We start from the raw sequence: 19,651 nt of genomic DNA, 5'->3' as shown, positions 1-19,651 counted from the left end.
ATCACTTGAGTTGATTGCGCTATACATGGAAAGCAGTTGTCACCAAGAGATAAAAGGATCATGAGCACCATGCCCACACCGCACAGCGTTCCCACCCACCTCGAGGCCGATGTCGCCATCGTGGGTTCGGGATTCGGTGGACTCACCGCCGCCCAGCGGCTGGCCAAGACCGGACTGCGCGTCGTGTTGATATCCAGCACTCCCGAACACCTCTTCCAGCCGCTGCTCTACCAGGTCGCGACCGGCGTTCTGTCCAGCGAAGAGATCGCACCCGATATCGCGAACATCCTCAAGAAGCACAAGAACATCGAGGTCCGCCTCGGCACGGTGACCGATGTCGACCCCGACGCCGGGGTCCTGCATTTCCGGCATGACGGCCCCACCGAGACGGTTCGATTCCGCTATCTGATCGCCGCCACCGGTGCGACCCAGTCCTACTTCGGGCGCAACGAGTTCGCGCAGTACTCGTACGCACTCAAGACGATCGACGATGCGACCAAGCTGCGCACCCAGATCCGCCAGAACTTCGAAGAGGCCGCCCAGACGACCGATGAAGATCTCCGTCGCCGCCTGCTGAGCTTTGTGATCGTCGGGGCCGGGCCCACCGGTGTCGAGGTCGCCGGCCAGATCCGGGAACTGGCCACCCGCTACTACAAGCGGGACGACGTCTCGGTCTACCTCGTCGAGGGCGCCGGCGACGCACTTCCCGTCTACGGCGGTTCGCTGTCGGCCTACGCCAAGAAGTCCCTGGAGGCGGGCGGAGTGGAGCTTTTGCTCAATTCGCTTGTCACCGACATGGATTCCGACGGCGTCACCATCAAGATCGGCGCCGGCGCGGCCACCCGCAAGATCGCGGCCGACACCATCATCTGGTCCGCAGGCGTGCAGGCCAGCGCATTCACCGCGGTTCTGGCAGAGGCGACCGGGGCAGAGACCGATCGCGCGGGCCGGATCCTCATCAATCGGGACCTCACGGTCGGCGGCTATGCCAACGTGTACGCGATCGGCGACATGACCTCACTGAACGGCTACCCGGGTCAGAGCCCGGTCGCCATGCAGGAGGCCCGCCACGCAGCAGACGTCATCAGCCGAAAGAAGCTGCCGGGCACCGCATTCACGTACCACGACAAAGGCAGCATGTCGGTGATCAGCCGTTTCAGCGCGGTGGTGGCCATCAACGAGAAAATCCGCTTCCGCGGCATGCTCGCGTGGATCACGTGGCTGGCGGTCCACCTGTTCTACCTGATCGGTTTCCGAAACCGCTTCGCCGCCATCGCATCGTGGCTCTACGCGTTCGCCGGGAGCAATCGGCCGGGATTCGAGCAGGCCGACCGCGCCACGGTCATCCTCGAGGAACAATCGCGCGCGAGTTGACCGCGCACATCGAGTTCGTGCCGAACCATCTGGGAGAGATCAGATCTCGCCCAGATGGTTCGTGTCGTTGACCAGCCGTACTGATGCACCGCCGTCGGGATAGAACTCGGCGATACTGAGCGACGCCAGGTCGAGGTGCAACCGATAGAGAATCGACGACCCCGCACCGAGTGCCGCTCGCAAGAGCACCTTGATGGGTGTCACATGCGACACGACCAGGACTTCCCCGGCGCCATACCGATCGACGATCTCCGCCTGTGCCTTCAGGATTCGCTGTGTGGCGGTATCAAAACTCTCGCCCCCGGGCGGTGCGACACCGGTATCGCCGATCCACGCCTTGTGAAGCTCGGGATCCCGCTGCGCAGCTTCGGAGAACGTCAGCCCTTCCCAGTCACCGAAGTCGGTTTCGATGAGACCGTCGTGCACGACGACCGACAAACCGAGCGCAGACGCGGCGGCTTCTGCGGTTTCGCGGGCCCGTCCCAGCGGCGAACAGATCACCGCCGAGATACCGGGTGCGCCGGATTCCGTGTGCGCGCGGGCCGACAACCGCTTGGCCGCCCGGGCCGCCTGATCCCGGCCCAGTTCGGTCAGTTCCGGATTGCCGCGCCCCGAGTACCGTCGTTCGACCGACAACGGGGTTTGCCCGTGTCGCAGCAACAACATTCGGGTCGGAGCACCCTGCGCGCCGTTCCAGCCCGGTGCCGATGTCGCCGGTTTCGATGGTGTGACAGTGGGTTTCTCGGGTTCCCCGGAGGCCGCCGCATCCATGGCCTCGTTGGCCAGCCGGTCCGCATGCGAGTTCTGGTTCCGCGGGATCCAGGTATAGGCGACGTGGGAGAAGCCGGACGCGATCGACTTCGCCTGTGCGGCCAGCGGAATCATGTCCGGATGCTTGATCTTCCAGCGCCCGGACATCTGCTCGACCACAAGTTTCGAGTCCATCCGCACGGACACCTCGTCGGCGCCGACAGCCTCGGCCGCCGACAATCCGGCGATCAGCCCGCGGTACTCGGCGACATTGTTGGTCGCGATGCCCAGTGCCTCTTTGCGTTCGGCCAGGACCGAGGACCGGTCGGCGTCGAACACGACCGCACCGTAACCCGCCGGTCCGGGATTACCCCGACTGCCGCCATCGGCCTCGACAACTACTTTCACGAAGAGGCCAGTCCTGACTCGTGGGTGCGCACCAGGATGGCGCCGCACTCATCACAGCGGACGACCTCGTCCGTGGGAGTCGAGTTGATCCGGCTGAGCAATCCCCGGTCGAGTTCCATCCGGCAGGCACCGCAGCGGGCGGCCCGGAGCAGTCCGGCGCCTACGCGGCCGGCCTTGACCTGCTTCTCGTAGATGGCCATCAGATCGGCGTTGACGTTGGTCAGGATCGCCGCGCGCTTCTCACTGACGTTGGCCGCGTCCTGATCGATCTTCTCCAGCGCCGCATCACGTCGAGCGGTTACCTCGTCGATCTGCCGCTGGGTGTGGTTGGTCATGGCCGACGCCCGCTGTTCGTCGGCGTCCACGGCCTCTTGCTGTTCCATCACGTCGAGCAGCTCGTCTTCGAGCAGTCCGCGACGACGAATCAGCCCGGTGACCTCGTGCGAGAGTTCGCTCAGCTGCTTGGCCGGCAGCGAGCCCGCAGCCAACTGCTGGTTGTCCTTCTCTTCCCGCATCGTCATCGACGTGATCTCGTTGTCGATGCGTCGAGACTCGCGGAGCAGGTCCTCGGCGGCGATCTGAGCGCGGACGGCCTCGTCCCGCTGGGTGTTCAGTTGCTCTTCGAGCTGGGCCAGTTCGGCGATCTCGGGCAATGTGGACCGCCGGTGTTCGATTCGATGCAATTCCGCATCGGCATCGGCGATGTCCAACATCAATCGCTGGTCGGCCGGATCTGCTTTCACCAGTGTTCCTTCATTCCTCTACTGTCCGGTCCCGCGGGCCAGATCAACAAGCCGTTCGGCGCCGTGAAGCGCCGGTGATGACATTTTTGCAACCGTACGCGGTACTGCGCCTCATTGGCCGCTCCGGTGAATTGTCCACGGATCTGTCGGCTGGGAAAACACCGCGGTGACAAGCCCGGGCACGGCGCCGGCCAGCAGGTCCGCGGCCTGCTGACACCACGGGAACTCTGTGCTCCAATGCCCGGCGTCGATCAGGGCCGGACCGCCACCGCGCAGGTGCTCGTCCACCGGGTGATGCCGCAGGTCGCCGGTGACGTAGACGTCGGCGCCCACGGCTCTCGCGGTGGCCAGCATCGAGTCGCCGGCGCCACCGCAGACCGCGACCGTCGTGATGGTCATCTCCGGGTCACCGGCCGCGCGGATCCCCACAGCCGAGGTCGGCAACGCCTGGGCTACCCGTGTCGTGAAGGCGGCCAGGGTCATCGGTTCTCCGAGTTCACCCACTCGCCCCAACCCCTCGTCCCCACGCGCGGGCGCCGGCTCGATCAGGTCGAAGGCGGGCTCCTCGTAGGGGTGCGCGGTACGCAGCGCAGTCAGAACGCGGGAGCGGACCCGGCGGTTCGCGACCATCTCGACGCGGTCTTCGGAGACCTCAGTCACTTCGCCCCGCTCCCCGATCGCCGGATCGGCTGCCGCCCCCGGCAGGAACTGACCGGTGCCGGACGTGCTCCAGCAGCAGTGGCTGTAGTCGCCGATCTCACCGGCGCCGGCGTCGAACATCGCCTCCCGGACGGCCGCGGCGCTGTCGGCCGGAACGAACACCGACCACTTGTCGATCGCTTCGGCGGGCTTGGGGTCGAGCGGTCGCAGGTTGGTCAGACCGAGCAGCCCGGCCAGCGCGTCGGAGACGCCCGGGTTGGCCGAGTCGGCGTTGGTGTGCGCGGTATAGAGGGCGCATCCACCCTTGATCAGGCGATGGATCAGGCGTCCCTTCGGGGTGTGGGTCCCGACGGTGTCGACGCCCCGCAAGAGCAACGGGTGATGGGCGACAACAAGATCGGTGCCGGAGTCGAGCGCCTGGTCGACAACCGCGTCGGTGACATCGACGCAGCACAGCACCGAGGTCACGGTGTCGTCCGGGTCGCCGCAGACCAGGCCCACCGAGTCCCAGCTCTCCGCCAGCCGGATCGGATAGGCGCGTTCGAGGATCGCGATCATCTCGGCCAATGTGGTCGTACCGGTACCCGTCACCCCAATACCTTTCTGATCGTGTCGACCAATCCGTCGACGGTCTGGCGGTCCCGGACCGCAAGCCGTAGATGGTCTGCGTCCATCCCGACGAAGTTGGCGCAACTGCGGACCGCATAACCATGCTCGCGCAGCGCCGCTTTCACGCCGGTACCGTCGGCCACCGCGATCGTCACGAACGACGCCGCCGGCTGTCCGACCACCTCGATGCCCGCGGCGGTCAAGGCATCGATCATCCAATCACGTTGCTCGACAACCGATACCGCCTCGGCATGGGCATACGCCGTGGCCACCTCACCCGCGCAGAGCTCGAGCGCAGTGAGTTGCAGTGTGCCCAGCGGCCAATGTGGCCGCCGGTGGCCGAGTCGCTTCAGGAGGTCCGGAGACCCGAGGAAGTAGCCGGCCCGCAGACCTGCCAGCGCAAAGGTTTTGGTGATGCTGCGCAGCACCAGGATGTCGTCGGCGCGGTGGCCGGCCAGACTTTCCGGTTCCGCCGGCACCACGTCGGCAAACGCCTCGTCGACAACGATCACGCGGCCGGGACGACGCAGTGCCTCGATGGCCTGCCGCGGATGCAGCACCGACGTCGGATTGGTGGGATTGCCGAGAACGACGAGATCAGCATCCTCGGGCACCAGATCCGGATCCAGTGTCCAGGGTGATGGCAACACCACCTGATCGATGGCGATCCCGGCGGCGCGCAAGGCCCGTTCGGGTTCGGTGAACGACGGCTGGATCAGCGCGGCACGGCGAGGTGCGAGTTCGGGAAGCAGTGCAAAACCTTCGGCTGCTCCGGCCAGCAACAGCACTTCGGACGGATCGCGGTGATGGCGCTGAGCGATCGCCTCGACCGCACGCCGTTGATCACCGGCGCCGGGATAGGCGGCCAGGTCAGCGAGTCGACCGGCGAGCGCATCGAGAACAAACGCCGGGGTGGCGCCGCGGACGTTGACCGCAAAATCGATCAAACCGGGTTCGGCGTCGGCATCGCCGTGACGGCCGAGGTCGGTCAGTGATTCCTGCAGTGCTGTCGAATCACGCAGCGTTGTCGCTGCACCCGTCGTGTTCGCCCTGTTCTTCGATTTCACAGTTGTCGAGCCTACGGGCAGGATGGAGATGTGAGTTCGATCAACAGACCAGACCTTCCCAACCCCGCCGACCCCGCGACCATTCTGCTGTTCGACCTCGACGGAACCATCACCGATTCGTTCGATGGCATCGAGAAGAGCTTCCGGCATGCGCTCGCCGCGGTCGGAGCCCCCGAGCCCGATCCGGCGCTGGTCGCCGGACTGGCCGGCCCACCGATGATCGACAGCCTGCGTGGGCTGAGCCTCGACGACGCGGACGTCGAGGCCGCGATGGCCGCCTACCGGGAGCGCTACGTCGACCTCGGCTGGCTGGAGAACTCGGTCTTCGACGGCATGGCCGACCTGCTGGCAGACCTGAGACGCGCCGGTCGTCCGATGGCGGTGGCGACGTCGAAGAACCAGACCACGGCCCGCCGGATCCTCGAACACTTCGGCCTCGACTCGCATTTCCGGTACATCGCCGGCGCCTCCGACGACAGCAGCAGGCGCAGCAAGTCCGACGTGATCGCCCACGCCCTGAGCTCGCTGGGGATCACCGATGTCGCCGACCACCCGGTGGTCATGATCGGCGACCGGTCCCACGACGTCCACGGCTCGGCACAGTTCGGGATCCCGGCGATCTTCGTCGACTGGGGCTATGCCGTCGGCGACGAGGGTGCCGACGCCGCCTGGACCGCGGACTCCGTGGCGCGACTGCGGGAACTGGTCCATGGCTGAGCCCCTGCACGTCACGTTTGTCTGTACCGGCAACATCTGTCGTTCACCGATGGGCCAGAACATCTTTCGGCGGGCACTCGAGGACGCCGGACTCGACGGAGCCGTTCGGGTGACCAGTGCGGGTACCGGTGGCTGGCACATCGGCGATCCCGCCGACGCCCGCGCCCGCACCGCACTGACATCCGCCGGTTACGACGACGAGCACACCGCCGCCAAGATCGGACCCGATCATCTCGCGGCCGATCTGCTGATCGCGATGGACAGCGGTCACGAGGCCGCGCTCCGCAAGCTCGGTGTCGGCGACCGGACCCGGTTGCTACGTAGCTTCGATCCCGATGCCGACGGAGACGACGTCGCCGATCCGTACTACGGATCCGACGACGGCTTCCGCGAGGTGCGCACCCAGATCGAGGCCGCGATGCCCGAACTCCTCGACTGGGTGCGCAGCCGTATCTGATGTCAGAGGGCGGCTGGTGAGATCAGTCCGTGGATGAACCGCATCTTCTCCAGCACCTTTTCCGGCAGCACGAACGGATACAGATCCTGATGTCCCATCGACCGGTTGATCTGGTTCAGCGCCCAGGTCAGCGGTAGCCACAGATCGATGATCTGGTCGAATCCGACGTCCCCGACCAGCACGCTGTCGAGCGTCGCGCCCGACGGTGCCATCGCGAATGCGGCCGCGGTGTCGAGGGTGTCCCGGATGTGGAGATAATGGGCAAAAGTCTCGGCCCAGTCCTCGGCCGGATGCATCGTTGCATAGGACGAGACGTAGTCCTGCTTCCAGTCGCCGGGTGGGCCTTCGCTGTAGTGCCGGTCCAAGGCCGCCTGGTAGTCGTCGTCGGGGTTGCCGAACAGTTCTTCGAACCGCGGCCGGGATTCGCCGGTACCGACCAGCACCATTTGGTAGTAGTGCCCGATCTCGTGCCGGAAGTGCCCGATCAGGGTCCGATACGGCTCGTCCATCGATACCCGCAACTGTTCGCGGTGGACGTCGTCGCCCTCGGCCAGATCCAGGGTGACCACACCGTCGGCGTGCCCGGTGATCACCGACTCCTTTGCGCTGGAGAGCAGATCGAAGGCCAGTCCGGTCTGCGGGTCCACATCGCGGCCTTCGATGGGCAGACCCAGTTCACTCAGCTCGAGGATCACCCGGCGCTTGTCGGTTTCGGCGGCCCCGAACACCGCAATCGCATCGGTGTCCTTGTCGGCCGGACGGGTTCGGGTGAGGCGACACGATTCACACAGCGTCGACGGATTCGGTTCTCCGTCAGGTGTGGTCGCGCCCGGCTCCACCGGCGGGACCAACCAGTTGCACGAGATCAGCTGGAAGTTTGCACACCGGACCAGAACGTTGCCGTCGGTTTCGGTGCTGCCGGTCTCGTCGAGCGTGTACATCGTGCGCGACGGCAGATGAAAACCGAGCGGGCTACTGCAGCTCAGACACAGCGTGTTCTCGAAGGACAATTTCTGCCCACATTTACGGCAGACCAGATCACGCATCGCGCCTTCCCCAAGCTTTCGATGATGCCGATGGCATCACGCCCAACGCCAAATGTGGGGTGTCATCCGGGCACCCCACCCAGGCCAGAGTAACCAGCCGAGCCGATTCGAAACCCGATCACGGACCGGTGGGGAGTCGAGGACCACATCGACCCGCTCGGTACCGTATAGGCGTGCGCACAATCCGTGGTTTCCTCCGGCCGGGCTGGCTTCTGCTGGCCGTTGTGGTGGTCGGTTTCGCGGTGGCGTGCTTCTGGGTTCTGGCCCCGTGGCAGTTGGGCAAGAACTCGAACACCGAACATCAGAACGATCTGCTCCGCAAGGCGGAGACAACGCAGCCGGTGGCGATCGCCGCGCTCTACGCCGATGGGCAGCCGGTCAAGGATTCGGACTGGCGCAAAGTCCTGGTGACCGGTACCTATCTGCCGGACAAGCAAGCGGTGGTGCGTTTGCGCCACGTCGATGAAGGTTCACCCGCATACGAGGTGCTGACTCCGTTCGCCGCCACCGATGGAACGACCTATCTCGTCAATCGTGGATTCGTGAAGCCAGTCCAGGGCACGGCGCTTCCTCCCGTGCCACCGCCCCCGGCCGGTGAGGTCACGGTCGAAGCCCGTATCCGCGCCGCAGAGGGCACCAGTCCCGGACGCGAGCCGGTGGTCGACGCCGGGGCGCTGCAGGTGTATTCCATCGATCCGGTGGTCCTGGGCGACACCGTAGATCTCCCGCTGGCCGGTGGTTATCTCCAGCTCGACGAGGATCAGCCCGGCGGCCTCGGGGCGATGAACCTCCCCCAACTCGATTCGGGCCCCTACTTGTCGTATGGACTGCAGTGGATCGCGTTCGGTGTGATGGCCCCGCTGGGTCTGGGCTACTTCGCGTGGTCGGAGTACAAGCAGCGCCGTGCCGCCAAGGACGGGGCGCCACCCAAGAAGCCTCGCGAGCGCGGGCGCGAGACCCGCGACGCACTGGCTGCGTCGTCGACCGGCGGCGCCGGTTCAGATGTCCGCGGCGGTGTGATCGGTTCGGGACCGTCGGCCGACCAGGACGGCGGCGACAAGCTGTCCGACCGTTACGGCCGCTAGCGCCCCCACCTGCACCCGCCGCGACAGTTGCGACGCCCGATGGACGTCCGCCGCGGTGGGCACCGGCCCCCGCCCGAGTACCGGTCGTTCCTCGGTGCGATGACGGTAGACCGTCACACCACCGAGGGAAACGCCGAGCGCACCGGCAAACGAGGCCTCCACAACACCCGCGTTGGGGCTCGGATGAGCAGATGCATCACGCCGGATGGCGGTCACCGCACGGTGCCGATTCGGTCCGATGGCGATCACCAGTGCGGCGGTCAGACGCGCCGGCAGCAGGTTGGCGACATCGTCGAGCCGGGCGCTCGCCCATCCGAAGTTCCCGTATCGATCGTTTCGATATCCGACCATCGCGTCGAGCGTGTTGATCATCCGGTACGCCAGCAGGCCGGGAACGCCCGCCACCGCGCCCCACACCAGAGGAGCCACTGCCGAGTCGGATGTGTTCTCCGCCACCGACTCCAGGGCCGCGCGCGCCATGCCGGATGCGTCAAGGCTGTTCGGATCGCGGCCGCACAGGCTCGGGATCAGTGCGCGTGCGGCATCGGTGTCACCTGCCTCGAGGGCATCCGCCAGTCGATCACCGACGGCCGCCAACGACGTTCCGCCCAGTGCCACCCAGGTGGCCAACGCCACCCCGACGACGCCACCGCGCCGGCCGACGATCCCGGCGCCGATCGCCGTCCCCACGCAGACCGCGGTGAAGACCGTACCGGCCGGCCGCGAATCGCGATACAGGAGCTGCTCGAGCTTGCCCGCGGATATCCCCATCCCCGCCACCGGATGCAACCGCGCGGGATCGCCGAACCTACGATCGAGGAGATAGCCGATCGCCAACCCTGCTGCCCGGTGCGCTCCCGATGACTTCACCGGCCACATCCTAGATCCACCGGTTCGGCCGGCAACAACCACTGAGTACGCTTGGCGAGCCCGGTGCCGCTTCAACGGAGCAGCGGCGCCTGGCGTTCGTAAAGCACCGCACGCGCGCCGACTTCGGAGAGCACAGCCAGGCCATGAAAACTTCCAATCTGCCCGATGACATCCAGTTCACCGGTGACGAGCGGCTGTGGTTGTCCGGCTTTCTCGCCGGGTACGACACCGGATCGACATCCGGGACCGCCGTCGCAACCCGCGAGGACATCCTCGCCCGCGCGCTGACCGCACTACGTGAACTCGACACGACCACCGACGCACCCGAGATCCTGCACGCGCACACCGCGACCAGCAGCACCCAGGCCCCCGGTACCGCTCCGGCAAGCAAGCCGAAACGCTCGCCGTGGACCCGCAAGAACCCGTACGGCGCGACACTGGTCGCGAATCGTCCACTGCGCGGTGCGGATTCCCGCAAAGACGTCCGCCACGTGGTTTTCGACCTCGGCGACAGCGACATCGACTACGAGGCCGGTGATGGCCTCGGCATCAAGCCGGTCAACGACCCGGATCTGGTGGCAGCGATCATCGAACGGATCGGCGCCGACCCCGACGAGATGATCACGACCCGGGCCGGCGAGTCGACACTGATCGACCTGCTCACCCACGAGTACGAGATCTCGCTGCCGACGCGGGAATTGATCAATCACATGGCCGATCACTCGGGGGACGCCGAACTCGTCCACATCCTGTCGACGGAGGAACGCGAAGCGCTCGAAGGCTGGCTGTGGGGCAAGGACGTCCTCGACCTCCTCGATCTCGAACCGACCCTGCGGATCTCCGCCACCGAGCTCATCGAACTGTTGCGGCCTCTCACCCACCGCGTCTACTCGATCTCGTCGAGTCCGCTGACGCATCGCGGGATGGTCCACCTCACCGTCGCCGCGGTGCGCCATCGTTCGGCACAGCGCGATCGGCGCGGACAGTGCTCGACCTTTCTGGCCGACCGGATCAGCGCCGGCGGCACCGCAGGTGTCTTCCTGTCGAAGAACAAGTCGTTCCGATTGCCGACCGACGATTCGACTCCGGTGATCATGATCGGACCCGGTACCGGCGTGGCACCTTTCCGGTCATTTCTCTACGAGCGCAAGGCCCGCGGCGCGACCGGCCGCAACTGGCTGTTCTACGGTGACCATCACCGGGCCACCGATTTCATGTACGAGGACGAGATCGTCCAGTTCCAGCGGGACGGCGTCCTCACCCGCGTCGACCTCGCGTTCTCCCGCGACCAGGACCACAAGATCTACGTGCAGGACCGCATGCGCGAACACGGCGACGAGCTGCTGCGCTGGCTCTCCGAGGGCGCTCACCTCTACGTCTGCGGCGACGCGTCACAGATGGCCAAGGACGTCGACGCCGCATTGCACGACGTGGTGGCCGAACACGGTGGTCTCGATGCCGACGCCGCCGAGGACTACGTGAACACACTCAAACGCGAAAAGCGTTATCTGCGTGACGTGTACTGACGCCGATGGCCAAATCGCGCAAGAACTCCCGGTCGAACGCCCACAGGGCGGCCCCGGCCCGCGAGGATTCCGGGCCGAAGCCCGGTATCTATCCGATCGACACCGGGACCTGTGAACTCGTCCGCGATCACCTGACCGACGGCTGGATGATCACGGTCAACGGCGCGCAGAGTTCACACATCAACCTCGCCGATCCGACGGTCCTCGATTTCGAGTACATGCAGTGGATGGCCGAATTGATCGGCGACCACTGGCCGGCGACCGAGCGACTCCGGGCGCTGCACCTGGGCGCCGGGGCCTGCTCGATGGCCCGGTACCTCGCGGCCACCTACCCCGACGCCCGGCAGGTCGCCGTCGACATCGACAAGAGACTCACCGAACTGGTCCGCGAGTGGTTCAACCTGCCCCGGGCCCCACTCCTGCGGCTGCGGGCGGGCGATGCCCGCGAGGTCACCGAATCACTCACCGACAGCACCCGGGACCTGATCATCCGGGACGTGTTCTCCGGGGTGCTCACCCCGTCGGCGCTGACCACCCTGGAGTTCGTGACGCAGGTACGGCGCGTCCTGGCACCCGGCGGCATTTACGTCGTGAACTGCGGCGACACCCGCGACCTGACCCTGGCCCGGGCCGAAGCCGCCACGATGGGCACCGTCTTCGAGCACCTGGTCATCATCGCCGATCCCGCCATGCTCAAGGGCCGCCGCTACGGGAACATCGTCATCGCCGGCAGCGACGTGGCGATCGGTGGGTCGCCGGCGCTGACCCGCGCGCTCCTCGGTGGCGGGGTTCCGGCACAGATCTGGGACAGCGCACGAGTCCGTGAGTTCGCCGCGGCCGGCAAGGTACTGCGCGACCCGGCGAGCCCGAGTAGCACCGGGACCACCGGATAGCACTGGGATCACGCTGACTCCATCGGGTGTCCGCTCCGGCGCGGAGGTCTACCGTTGTTGGTGTGCTTCCCGTGATCGACCTGGCCGAACTCGATACCCCCGAGGGCCGCAGCCAACTTCGGACCGTCACCCACGAAGTCGGTTTCTTCTATCTCGTGGGTCACGGAGTCGAACCACAACTCATCAACCGGGTGGAGGCCGCCGCGCATGCATTCTTTGCGCTGCCCGATGAGGACAAGCTGTCGATCGCCATGATCAACAGCCCGCATTTTCGTGGCTACAACCGCCTCGGCGGTGAGTTCACCAACGGCGAGATCGACTGGCGCGAGCAGATCGACATCGGGCCCGACCGCGCGCCGGTTCAGGGGGCCACCGACTACATGCGCCTGCAGGGACCCAATCAATGGCCCACCGCCCTGCCCGAATTACGTTCGGCGATCACCGATTACGCCGCCGCCCTCTCGCAGGTCTCACTGCGGCTCCTGCGCAACTGGGCGGCCGGCCTGTCTGCCGATCCACACCATTTCGACGACACCTTCGCACACGCGCCGGCCACCCTGATCAAGCTGGTGCGTTATCCGGCCCGGCCCGCCGTCGGGGTCGCCGGTGATCAAGGTGTTGGCGCACACAAGGATTCAGGTGTCCTGACTTTGCTGCTGATCGAGGAGGGATCTTCGGGGCTGCAGGTCGAGGCGTCCGGCGGAAGCTGGATCGACGCGCCGCCGCTGCCCGGAGCGTTTGTGGTCAACATCGGCGAGATGCTCGAAGTGGCCACCCACGGCTACCTGCGGGCAACCAGACATCGGGTCCTGACGCCACCGGGCGCGCAAGAGCGACTGTCGATCCCCTACTTCTTCAGTCCTGCCCTCGACGCGGTCATCCCCACCATCGACCTGCCCGCCGAACTCGCTGCCAATGCGCGTGGCGTCGAAGAGGATCCAGCAAATCCGCTCTATTCGACCTACGGCGAGAACACCTGGAAGAGCCGCACCCGCGCCCACCCTGACGTGCACGCGCGGTGGTATCCCGATGAGGCTGCCCCGATCGGTATTCCCGCTGAAGCGTCATCTTCAGGACAGCTGCCAGGCCAATGCGGCACCGAGCGCCCCGGTTGCGTTGACAGCCCAGTGAAAGGCCATCGGCGCCAAAAGGCTGTCGCTGCGCCGGCGTAGCCAGATGAAGATCAATCCGGAGGTGCCGGTGACGATGACCGCGCCCAGGACCCCGGCGATCTGAGCGGCCACTCCCGTGCCCAACAGGTCGGTGAGCCCTTTATTGCTCTCGGACAGACCCAGAGACGACGAGACGTGCCACAGCCCGAACAACCCGGCGCCGGCCAGATAGACAACCCGCACCGACGCCACCCGGGTCAGCGCCGCGTTGAGGACGCCCCGGAACATGATCTCTTCGGGGATCACCGTCTGCAGCGGGATGATCACGAACGCGCCCCACAATGCCACCGACACCGTGTCGTAGTGGTCGGACAAGTACAGCGACCGCGTCAACGGCAACAACGCGCCGCCGATCGCGATGACCGCCACGGGAATCATGATCGCCGCGGCCCATTTGAGGCCCCGGCGATGCTGACTACGGGCCAAACCCAGTTCGTTCCAGGTGAAGCCCCGCCACCGGGCGTAGGCGAGCAACGCGAGAGCGCCGGCGGGAACAAAAAGCGTGGTCGCGTGGTCGAAGGTGAAGTGGGCGAGCACATTGATCAGCGCGAGTACACCGATCACCACCGCTACGTCACGCATCTGGGGAACTCTATCCGGCCGGGCCGGTGGTGGTTCGACGGCTTTGTGGATTCGATTGTCGGAGCCGGGCATTAGGCTGCCCGGCATAGCCGATCTGCTCGGGAACAGAGCAGCGACCGCACGACAAAGCCGGCCCGACAAGGCCCGCCCGACAAAGGAGGACACGATGCGCCTGCAGTCCGATCCCGTCGACTTCGCCCATCGCGCCATCGCCAAACGGTACTGGACCGTCACCGCGGTCCGTGCGAACGCCACCGCCGGTTTTCCGTCCCTCGCGTACACCACCGGGCTGACCTCGCTCGGCCATCCGGAGTTGATCGTCTACGGACTCGATCCGGGCATCGCGGGATCGATCCTCAACACCGTCGGTCACCGGATCTCGCGGGGCGGCGGCGCACTCACCGCGGGGGAACGCCTCGCCGGTTTCATCGGCGACGATCTCGATCTCATGGTGATCGAAGCGCTGACCACTTCCGATCTGAGAGTGGCGCGGGCGGTGTACGGCGAGGTCTCGGCGTGGCAGCTGGTGTGGCCCGATGCCACCGGTGAATACCCCTGGAGCACCCACTACGGAATGGCCAGAACCGCGCAACCGCTCGCCGGCCTACCTGCTGCCTGAGAGCGGGTCGCCGCACGATCGGCGGCGACTGTAGATAATGGGCCGATGGTTTCCCTGACGCGCGGCGCCAACACCCCGATCGATGCCGGCCCCCTGACCGTCGTCGTGTCGGGAGCGCAGCCCGGCATGGTCGACGTGATGGCCTTCCAGCTGGCGGGCAATCACAAGACCCGCAACGACAACGACTTCGTCTTCTTCAACCAGCCGACGTCGCCCGAAGGCGCGGTGGCGCTGTCGGGTGCGACCACACTCTCGATCGACCTGTCGCGGATCCCCGCCGACATCGACACCATCGCCATCGCGGTCGCGTGTGATGAAGGCTTTGCCGCGGGGCTGTCGTCCCTGCCCGGGCTCGGCGCCGCCATCAGTGGCTCCGGCGTCACGGTGGATTTGCCTGCCGGCGGGCTCACCACCGAGCGTGCGGCGGTACTCGGTGAGGTCTACCGGCGCAACGGGCAGTGGAAGGTCCGCAACGTCAGCGCCGGATGGGACCGCGGTTTCGCCGACCTCGTCCGCGAACACGGCGTGAGCGTCGACGACGAGCCGGCGACACCGGAACCGACAACAACCGAACCGGCCGTCAGAAGTGTTGCGGGAGAAGAAAAACTCTCCCTCGAGAAGCGGCAGCGCCTCGACATGCGCAAACGCGAAGTCCACAAGGTGCTCCTCACCAAGAATGCCGCCGGAGTGCGGGCCCGGGTCATCATCGTCATCGACAAGACCGGCAGCATGGCCAAGCAGTATTCCAAGAAGGTGATCCACCGTGTGGTGGAACGAATGCTGGCGGTGGCCACCCAGATCGACGACGACGGGCAGCTCGAGCCCTATATGTATGCCAAGTCCTATCTGCGCGTGCCGGACATCAGTGTCGGCAACATCGAGAGCTGGACCGAGGAATACCTCCACATCTACGGCAAACACGGCGGTTTCGACTACGCCTCGATCGGCGCCATCAACGACGAACTCCCGATCATGAACGAGATCCTGAGCTCGGTGACCCCGGGTCACCCGGTCCTGGTTCTGTTCTTCACCGACGGCGGATTCCGGCAGAAGCGTCCGATCAGCGAACTGATGCGCACGGCATCGAGCGCTCCGGTCTTCTGGCAGTTCGTCGGCATCGGCAAAGCGAACTATGGCCTGCTCGAACAACTCGACGAGATGGACGGACGAGTTGTCGACAACGCCGGCTTCTTTGCCCTCGACGACATCGACAAGGTTTCCGACGACGAGCTCTACCAGCGTCTGCTCTCCGAGTTCCCCGACTGGCTCCGCGCCGCAAAAGCCGCTGGCATCCTCACGTAGCCGGCCCGCCCCGCCCACCCAACCCCGAAACTGTGCCCTTTTGGCGGAGCCCACCTGGGGTTTTGTTCGCCAAAAGGGCACAGTTTCGGGTGTGCCGGGGGATCAGGCGCGAGTCGCGGCGCCCATCGCCCTGATGCCCACGGCCAGACCTGCCGCTGCCGTCAGGACGGCGGCCAGTGCGCCGGCGCCGATCACCGAGAAGTCGAAATCGCCCACGAACAGCGCACGTTCGGCTTCGACGACATAGTGCAATGGGTTGATGTTCACCAGGAACTGCATCCATCCGGGCGCATCTTCGAGTGGCAGCATCGTTCCCGACAGGATCAGCAGCGGGAACATCAGCGTCTGCTGCACCGTCCAGAACACCCAATCCTGGTCGCGGACAGCCAATGCCAGGCTATAGGACAGAGAACCCAATCCAACACCGAAGACGGCGAGGATCAGGATCCCGATCGCCGCTCCCCCGATGTTGATGTCGAATCCCAGCGGCAACCCGATCAGCAGGATGATCACGGACTGCGCGGCGAGCGGGACCATCTCTTTCAACGCCCGGCCGAGCAACAACGAACTACGCCGCAGCGGAGTCACCAGCATCCGCTCATGGCTGCCGGTGTGCATTTCATCCATCAGGTTCGCCCCGGTCATCGACGTGCCGAAGATCGCGATCATGGCGAGGACGCCGGGTATGAACCAGTTCCAGACGTTGCCCGAATCCGCTGCGCCGGGAACACCTTTGAGAAGTGGACCGAACAGTGCGAGCAAGATGAGCGGTTGCACCAGGCTGAAGATCACCGTGAACGGATCCCGGATGGTGGGCCGCAGCTCGCGGACCAGGACTATGGAGCTGTCTCGAACAATCGTGGAAGTCATCGTGAATCTCCTTGGATGGCAGTAGGTCAGGAAGCCGGGGGGTCAGGCGGCCGCGGATTCGCGAAGGCTGCGCCCGGTGAGGGACAGAAAGACGTCGTCCAATGTCGGACGCGAGGCCTGCGCCGTCCGGATGGTGATCGCCCGCTCGGTTGCCGCCGCGATCAGTCTCGGCAGCATCACATCAGCGCGCTCGACCTGCAGACCAACGGTCAGAGCGTCAACGGTCACGTCCCGGGTCTGGGCAAAACCTGTTGCCAGGCGGGCCAATTCGTCGGCATCCGCGGCTCGTTCGACGGTGAGGTCGATGCGGTCGCCGGCGAGTTTGTCTTTCAGTGCGGCCGCGGAATCGTCGGCGATCACGGTGCCCTTGTCGATGACAACCACCCGTTCGGCCATCGCATCGGCTTCGTCGAGATAGTGGGTGGTGAGCACGATGGTGGCTCCGGTTTCGGCGCGCAATCGCGAAATGTGCGTCCACAGGTTGGCGCGACTCTGCGGGTCCATGCCGGTGGTGGGTTCATCGAGGAAGATCACCGGCGGCCGATGAACGATTCCGAGGGCGATATCGAGACGGCGACGTTGTCCACCGGAGAGCGTGCTGACCTTCCGGTTCTCCATACCCGTCAGATCCAGCGCCGCGATCAATTCATCTGCACGGGAAGCGCTTTCGGACCTCTTGAGGCCGTAGCACAGTCCCTGCGTCACGAGTTCCTCGCGGACGCGCTGGTTGTTGCCGCCGCCGTTGCCCTGACCCACGTAGCCGATCTGCCGGCGGACGGCGTCGGGTTCGTCGGCGATGTTGTGACCCTCCAGCCAGGCCGAACCCGACGTCGGCCGCAGGAGTGTGGTGATCATGCGCAGAGTCGTAGATTTTCCGGCGCCATTCGGCCCCAGGAGGGCCAGTAACTCCCCTTTGGCCACGGTCAGGTCGATGCCCTTGACCGCCTCGACCGTGTTCTTGCCCTGTTTGAACGTCTTCGTGAGCGCCGCGACCTCAATCGCCGGTGCTGTCGTGATTGTGCCTGTGGTCATCATGTCCTCCAGAAGAAGTTGCCCCTGAACTGCAGTGACACAAAGCTACGACGCAATGAGGACAGAATCGGTCCGCAATTTCTGGCATGGTTGAAACCATGTTGGACACGTCAGCGCGACTGCTCCGCCTCCTGAGCCTGTTGCAAACCCGGAAGGAATGGTCAGGTGCCGATCTGGCCGAGCGCCTGAACATCACCACCCGCACAGTGCGGCGCGATGTCGACCGGCTCCGCGAGCTCGGCTATCCGGTGGACGGCACCGTAGGCGTCGGCGGTGGCTATCAACTCGGTGCCGGCGCCGAGATGCCCCCGCTACTCCTCGACGACCAGGAAGTCCTGGCGGTGGCGCTCGGTCTCGGAGCCGGCGCCACCGCGTCGGTCACCGGCCTGGATGAAGCGGGCGTCCGGGCAATGTCGAAGTTGCGGCAGGTGATGCCCTCTCGGCTTCGTCACCGCCTCGATTCGCTCCAGGTCGACGCCACCCCGATGCGGGCACCGGCATCGCAGGTCGACGCGACCGTGCTGTCCGACGTGGCAGCGGTGTGCCATCGCCATGAACGTTTGCGATTCGACTACCGCGCCCGCGACGGTGCCGAGAGCCGTCGCGACGTCGAGCCATATCGATTGGTTCGCAGCGGTTTACGCTGGTACCTACTCGCCTGGGATCTCGGTCGCGACGACTGGCGCTCATTCCGCGTCGACCGCCTCACCCCGAAAATCCCGACCGGCCCCAGGTTCACCCCGCGAGAGCTGCCCGAGGGTGGCGCAGCGGCGTTCATCGCCCGCAGCATCGGTTCGGTGTACCGGCAGGCCACTGCCCGGGTGCGGATCCACAGCCCACTCGAACAGGTCGCGGAGATGGTCGACGCCGCGTGGGGTGAGGTCGAATCGGGTGACGTGAACAGCTGCGAGGTAGCGCTCTTCGGCAAGTCGCTGACGTCGATCGCGCGGTGGCTCTACGCATTCGACGCCGACTTCACCGTCGTCTCACCCGCCGAATTGCGCACCGAATGCCACGAAGTCGCCGACTTCCACGTCAAGGTCGCCGAGCGCTACCGCAATGCTTGATCACCGCTCGCTTGTGTTGTCGTCCGCCTGGTCCTTGTCAGACTGGTCACTGTCCGGCAACTGTACCGAGATCGCTGCCGCCAGCATCCCTTTCAGTTCTTCGACCTCACTCCGCAGCAGGTCCAGGTGCGCCGCGGTCGCCACCTGATTCGCCGCGTGTTCTTCGGCAACCCGCTGGCCAATCCAGGATGCCAGTGTCGCGGTGACCACACCGATCAGGCTGATGCCGGCGAGCATCAGAAGCGCCGCGACCACACGACCGGTTCCCGATACCGGCGCATAGTCGCCGTATCCGACCGTTGTCACCGTGGTCATCGACCACCACACTGCTTCGCCGAAGGTCTTGATCCCCGAGTCGGGGTGCGGCCGTTCGACTTCCAGAATCGCCAGCGACGCGACATAGAGGAGTAGGGCAGTGCTGGCGACCGTGTAGATGATCACGCGTCCTCGTGTGAAACCGCCGACCATCTTCTGGAGCACACCTACCAAGATGAGCACGCGTAGGAGTCGCAGCGGCCGAAAGATCGGTAGCGCAACAATTGCGAGGTCCAGGAGGTGCATGTAAAACCACCGGAACCGCCGTGGGGCCAGCAGCAACCGGCACACGTAGTCGACCACAAACGCGAGCCATGCCGCCGCGACCACGACCAACAGCACGAATTCGGCAACACCCTCCGGACGCGCGAGGACCTGGAACGAGTAGGAGATGAGGAAGATCACCGCGACCACTGCCAGCGGCCATTCGGTGCGCTTCTCCCACAAGCCGAGCTTGTCGACCGGCTCTTCCACAATCTTCTTCACG

At 65.6% G+C, this 19,651-nt stretch carries 20 protein-coding genes; 10 read left to right on the top strand and 10 right to left on the bottom strand.

Annotated features, from left to right (window positions below):
• Window positions 1-60: 60 nt before the first annotated feature.
• The gene (locus H290_RS0105010) at window positions 61-1,374 is read left to right on the top strand and encodes an NAD(P)/FAD-dependent oxidoreductase (protein WP_020105674.1); all 1,314 of its coding nucleotides are present in this window, start codon (window positions 61-63) and stop codon (window positions 1,372-1,374) included.
• 39 nt (window positions 1,375-1,413) lie between these two features.
• Here H290_RS0105010 and H290_RS0105005 read toward each other — a convergent pair whose 3' ends face one another.
• The 4 genes from H290_RS0105005 to cobC form a co-directional block, all read right to left on the bottom strand.
• A complete protein-coding gene (locus H290_RS0105005) occupies window positions 1,414-2,532 on the bottom strand; it encodes a bifunctional RNase H/acid phosphatase (protein ID WP_020105673.1) in 1,119 nt (372 codons plus the stop codon).
• A complete protein-coding gene (locus tag H290_RS0105000; protein ID WP_020105672.1) occupies window positions 2,529-3,275 on the bottom strand; it encodes a zinc ribbon domain-containing protein in 747 nt (248 codons plus the stop codon). Before H290_RS0105000 ends, H290_RS0105005 begins: the two co-directional genes overlap by 4 nt.
• A gap of 111 nt (window positions 3,276-3,386) precedes the next feature.
• Complete coding sequence (locus H290_RS0104995) at window positions 3,387-4,493, bottom strand: Nif3-like dinuclear metal center hexameric protein (protein WP_036518200.1); 1,107 nt, start codon at window positions 4,491-4,493, stop codon at window positions 3,387-3,389.
• Window positions 4,494-4,522: 29 nt separating this feature from the next.
• Window positions 4,523-5,611 (bottom strand): Rv2231c family pyridoxal phosphate-dependent protein CobC, encoded by a 1,089-nt coding sequence (gene cobC, locus H290_RS0104990; RefSeq protein WP_020105670.1) that lies wholly within the window; start codon window positions 5,609-5,611, stop codon window positions 4,523-4,525.
• Between the two features lie 30 nt (window positions 5,612-5,641).
• Between cobC and H290_RS0104985 the strand changes: the two genes are divergently transcribed.
• On the top strand, window positions 5,642-6,328 hold the full coding sequence (locus tag H290_RS0104985) for an HAD-IA family hydrolase (protein WP_020105669.1): 687 nt from the start codon (window positions 5,642-5,644) through the stop codon (window positions 6,326-6,328).
• Window positions 6,321-6,785 (top strand): low molecular weight protein-tyrosine-phosphatase, encoded by a 465-nt coding sequence (locus tag H290_RS0104980; RefSeq protein ID WP_020105668.1) that lies wholly within the window; start codon window positions 6,321-6,323, stop codon window positions 6,783-6,785. The genes H290_RS0104985 and H290_RS0104980 overlap by 8 nt, the downstream gene beginning before the upstream one ends.
• 2 nt (window positions 6,786-6,787) lie before the next feature.
• Here H290_RS0104980 and H290_RS0104975 read toward each other — a convergent pair whose 3' ends face one another.
• Complete coding sequence (locus H290_RS0104975) at window positions 6,788-7,831, bottom strand: putative zinc-binding metallopeptidase (protein WP_020105667.1); 1,044 nt, start codon at window positions 7,829-7,831, stop codon at window positions 6,788-6,790.
• A 173-nt stretch (window positions 7,832-8,004) separates the two neighbouring features.
• Here H290_RS0104975 and H290_RS0104970 point away from each other — a divergent pair, with 173 nt between their 5' ends.
• Window positions 8,005-8,916 (top strand): SURF1 family protein, encoded by a 912-nt coding sequence (locus H290_RS0104970; protein ID WP_020105666.1) that lies wholly within the window; start codon window positions 8,005-8,007, stop codon window positions 8,914-8,916.
• Here the strand turns inward: H290_RS0104970 and H290_RS0104965 are convergent.
• Window positions 8,830-9,795, bottom strand: a complete 966-nt coding sequence (locus H290_RS0104965) for a cobalamin biosynthesis protein (RefSeq protein ID WP_020105665.1) — start codon at window positions 9,793-9,795, stop codon at window positions 8,830-8,832. The two genes, H290_RS0104970 and H290_RS0104965, sit on opposite strands and share 87 nt — an antisense overlap.
• A gap of 134 nt (window positions 9,796-9,929) precedes the next feature.
• Between H290_RS0104965 and H290_RS0104960 the strand changes: the two genes are divergently transcribed.
• The 3 genes from H290_RS0104960 (at window position 9,930) to H290_RS0104950 (ending at window position 13,377) form a co-directional block, all read left to right on the top strand.
• Window positions 9,930-11,312 (top strand): sulfite reductase subunit alpha, encoded by a 1,383-nt coding sequence (locus H290_RS0104960; protein WP_020105664.1) that lies wholly within the window; start codon window positions 9,930-9,932, stop codon window positions 11,310-11,312.
• A gap of 5 nt (window positions 11,313-11,317) precedes the next feature.
• The gene (locus H290_RS0104955) at window positions 11,318-12,205 is read left to right on the top strand and encodes a spermidine synthase (RefSeq protein WP_020105663.1); all 888 of its coding nucleotides are present in this window, start codon (window positions 11,318-11,320) and stop codon (window positions 12,203-12,205) included.
• 62 nt (window positions 12,206-12,267) lie between these two features.
• A complete protein-coding gene (locus tag H290_RS0104950; RefSeq protein WP_020105662.1) occupies window positions 12,268-13,377 on the top strand; it encodes an isopenicillin N synthase family oxygenase in 1,110 nt (369 codons plus the stop codon).
• On the opposite strand, the gene H290_RS0104945 is transcribed toward H290_RS0104950, so the two are convergent.
• Window positions 13,276-13,959 (bottom strand): CPBP family intramembrane glutamic endopeptidase, encoded by a 684-nt coding sequence (locus H290_RS0104945; protein WP_020105661.1) that lies wholly within the window; start codon window positions 13,957-13,959, stop codon window positions 13,276-13,278. The two genes, H290_RS0104950 and H290_RS0104945, sit on opposite strands and share 102 nt — an antisense overlap.
• A gap of 166 nt (window positions 13,960-14,125) precedes the next feature.
• Between H290_RS0104945 and H290_RS27840 the strand changes: the two genes are divergently transcribed.
• Window positions 14,126-14,578, top strand: a complete 453-nt coding sequence (locus H290_RS27840) for a DUF4262 domain-containing protein (protein ID WP_020105660.1) — start codon at window positions 14,126-14,128, stop codon at window positions 14,576-14,578.
• Between the two features lie 45 nt (window positions 14,579-14,623).
• Window positions 14,624-15,880, top strand: a complete 1,257-nt coding sequence (locus tag H290_RS0104935; RefSeq protein WP_020105659.1) for a VWA domain-containing protein — start codon at window positions 14,624-14,626, stop codon at window positions 15,878-15,880.
• Between the two features lie 102 nt (window positions 15,881-15,982).
• Here the strand turns inward: H290_RS0104935 and H290_RS0104930 are convergent, their stop codons facing one another.
• Window positions 15,983-16,750 carry an ABC transporter permease gene (locus tag H290_RS0104930; RefSeq protein WP_020105658.1) on the bottom strand — a complete coding sequence of 256 codons (768 nt, stop codon included), beginning with the start codon at window positions 16,748-16,750 and terminating at the stop codon, window positions 15,983-15,985.
• A gap of 42 nt (window positions 16,751-16,792) precedes the next feature.
• Window positions 16,793-17,785 (bottom strand): ABC transporter ATP-binding protein, encoded by a 993-nt coding sequence (locus tag H290_RS0104925; RefSeq protein WP_020105657.1) that lies wholly within the window; start codon window positions 17,783-17,785, stop codon window positions 16,793-16,795.
• Window positions 17,786-17,880: 95 nt separating this feature from the next.
• On the opposite strand from H290_RS0104925, the gene H290_RS0104920 reads away from it, so the two are divergent.
• Window positions 17,881-18,849: a YafY family protein gene (locus tag H290_RS0104920; RefSeq protein WP_028462796.1), complete on the top strand. Its 969-nt coding sequence runs from the start codon at window positions 17,881-17,883 to the stop codon at window positions 18,847-18,849.
• On the opposite strand, the gene H290_RS0104915 is transcribed toward H290_RS0104920, so the two are convergent.
• Entirely contained in the window at window positions 18,850-19,650 is an 801-nt protein-coding gene (locus H290_RS0104915; protein ID WP_020105655.1) for a potassium channel family protein, read from the bottom strand.
• Window position 19,651: the final 1 nt, after the last annotated feature.

This window comes from Nocardia sp. 348MFTsu5.1 (genome assembly GCF_000383535.1).
GTDB lineage: Bacteria > Actinomycetota > Actinomycetes > Mycobacteriales > Mycobacteriaceae > Williamsia > Williamsia faeni.
The sequence above is the reverse complement of the archived record's forward strand: the minus strand, read 5'-3'. Positions and strand labels throughout refer to the sequence as shown.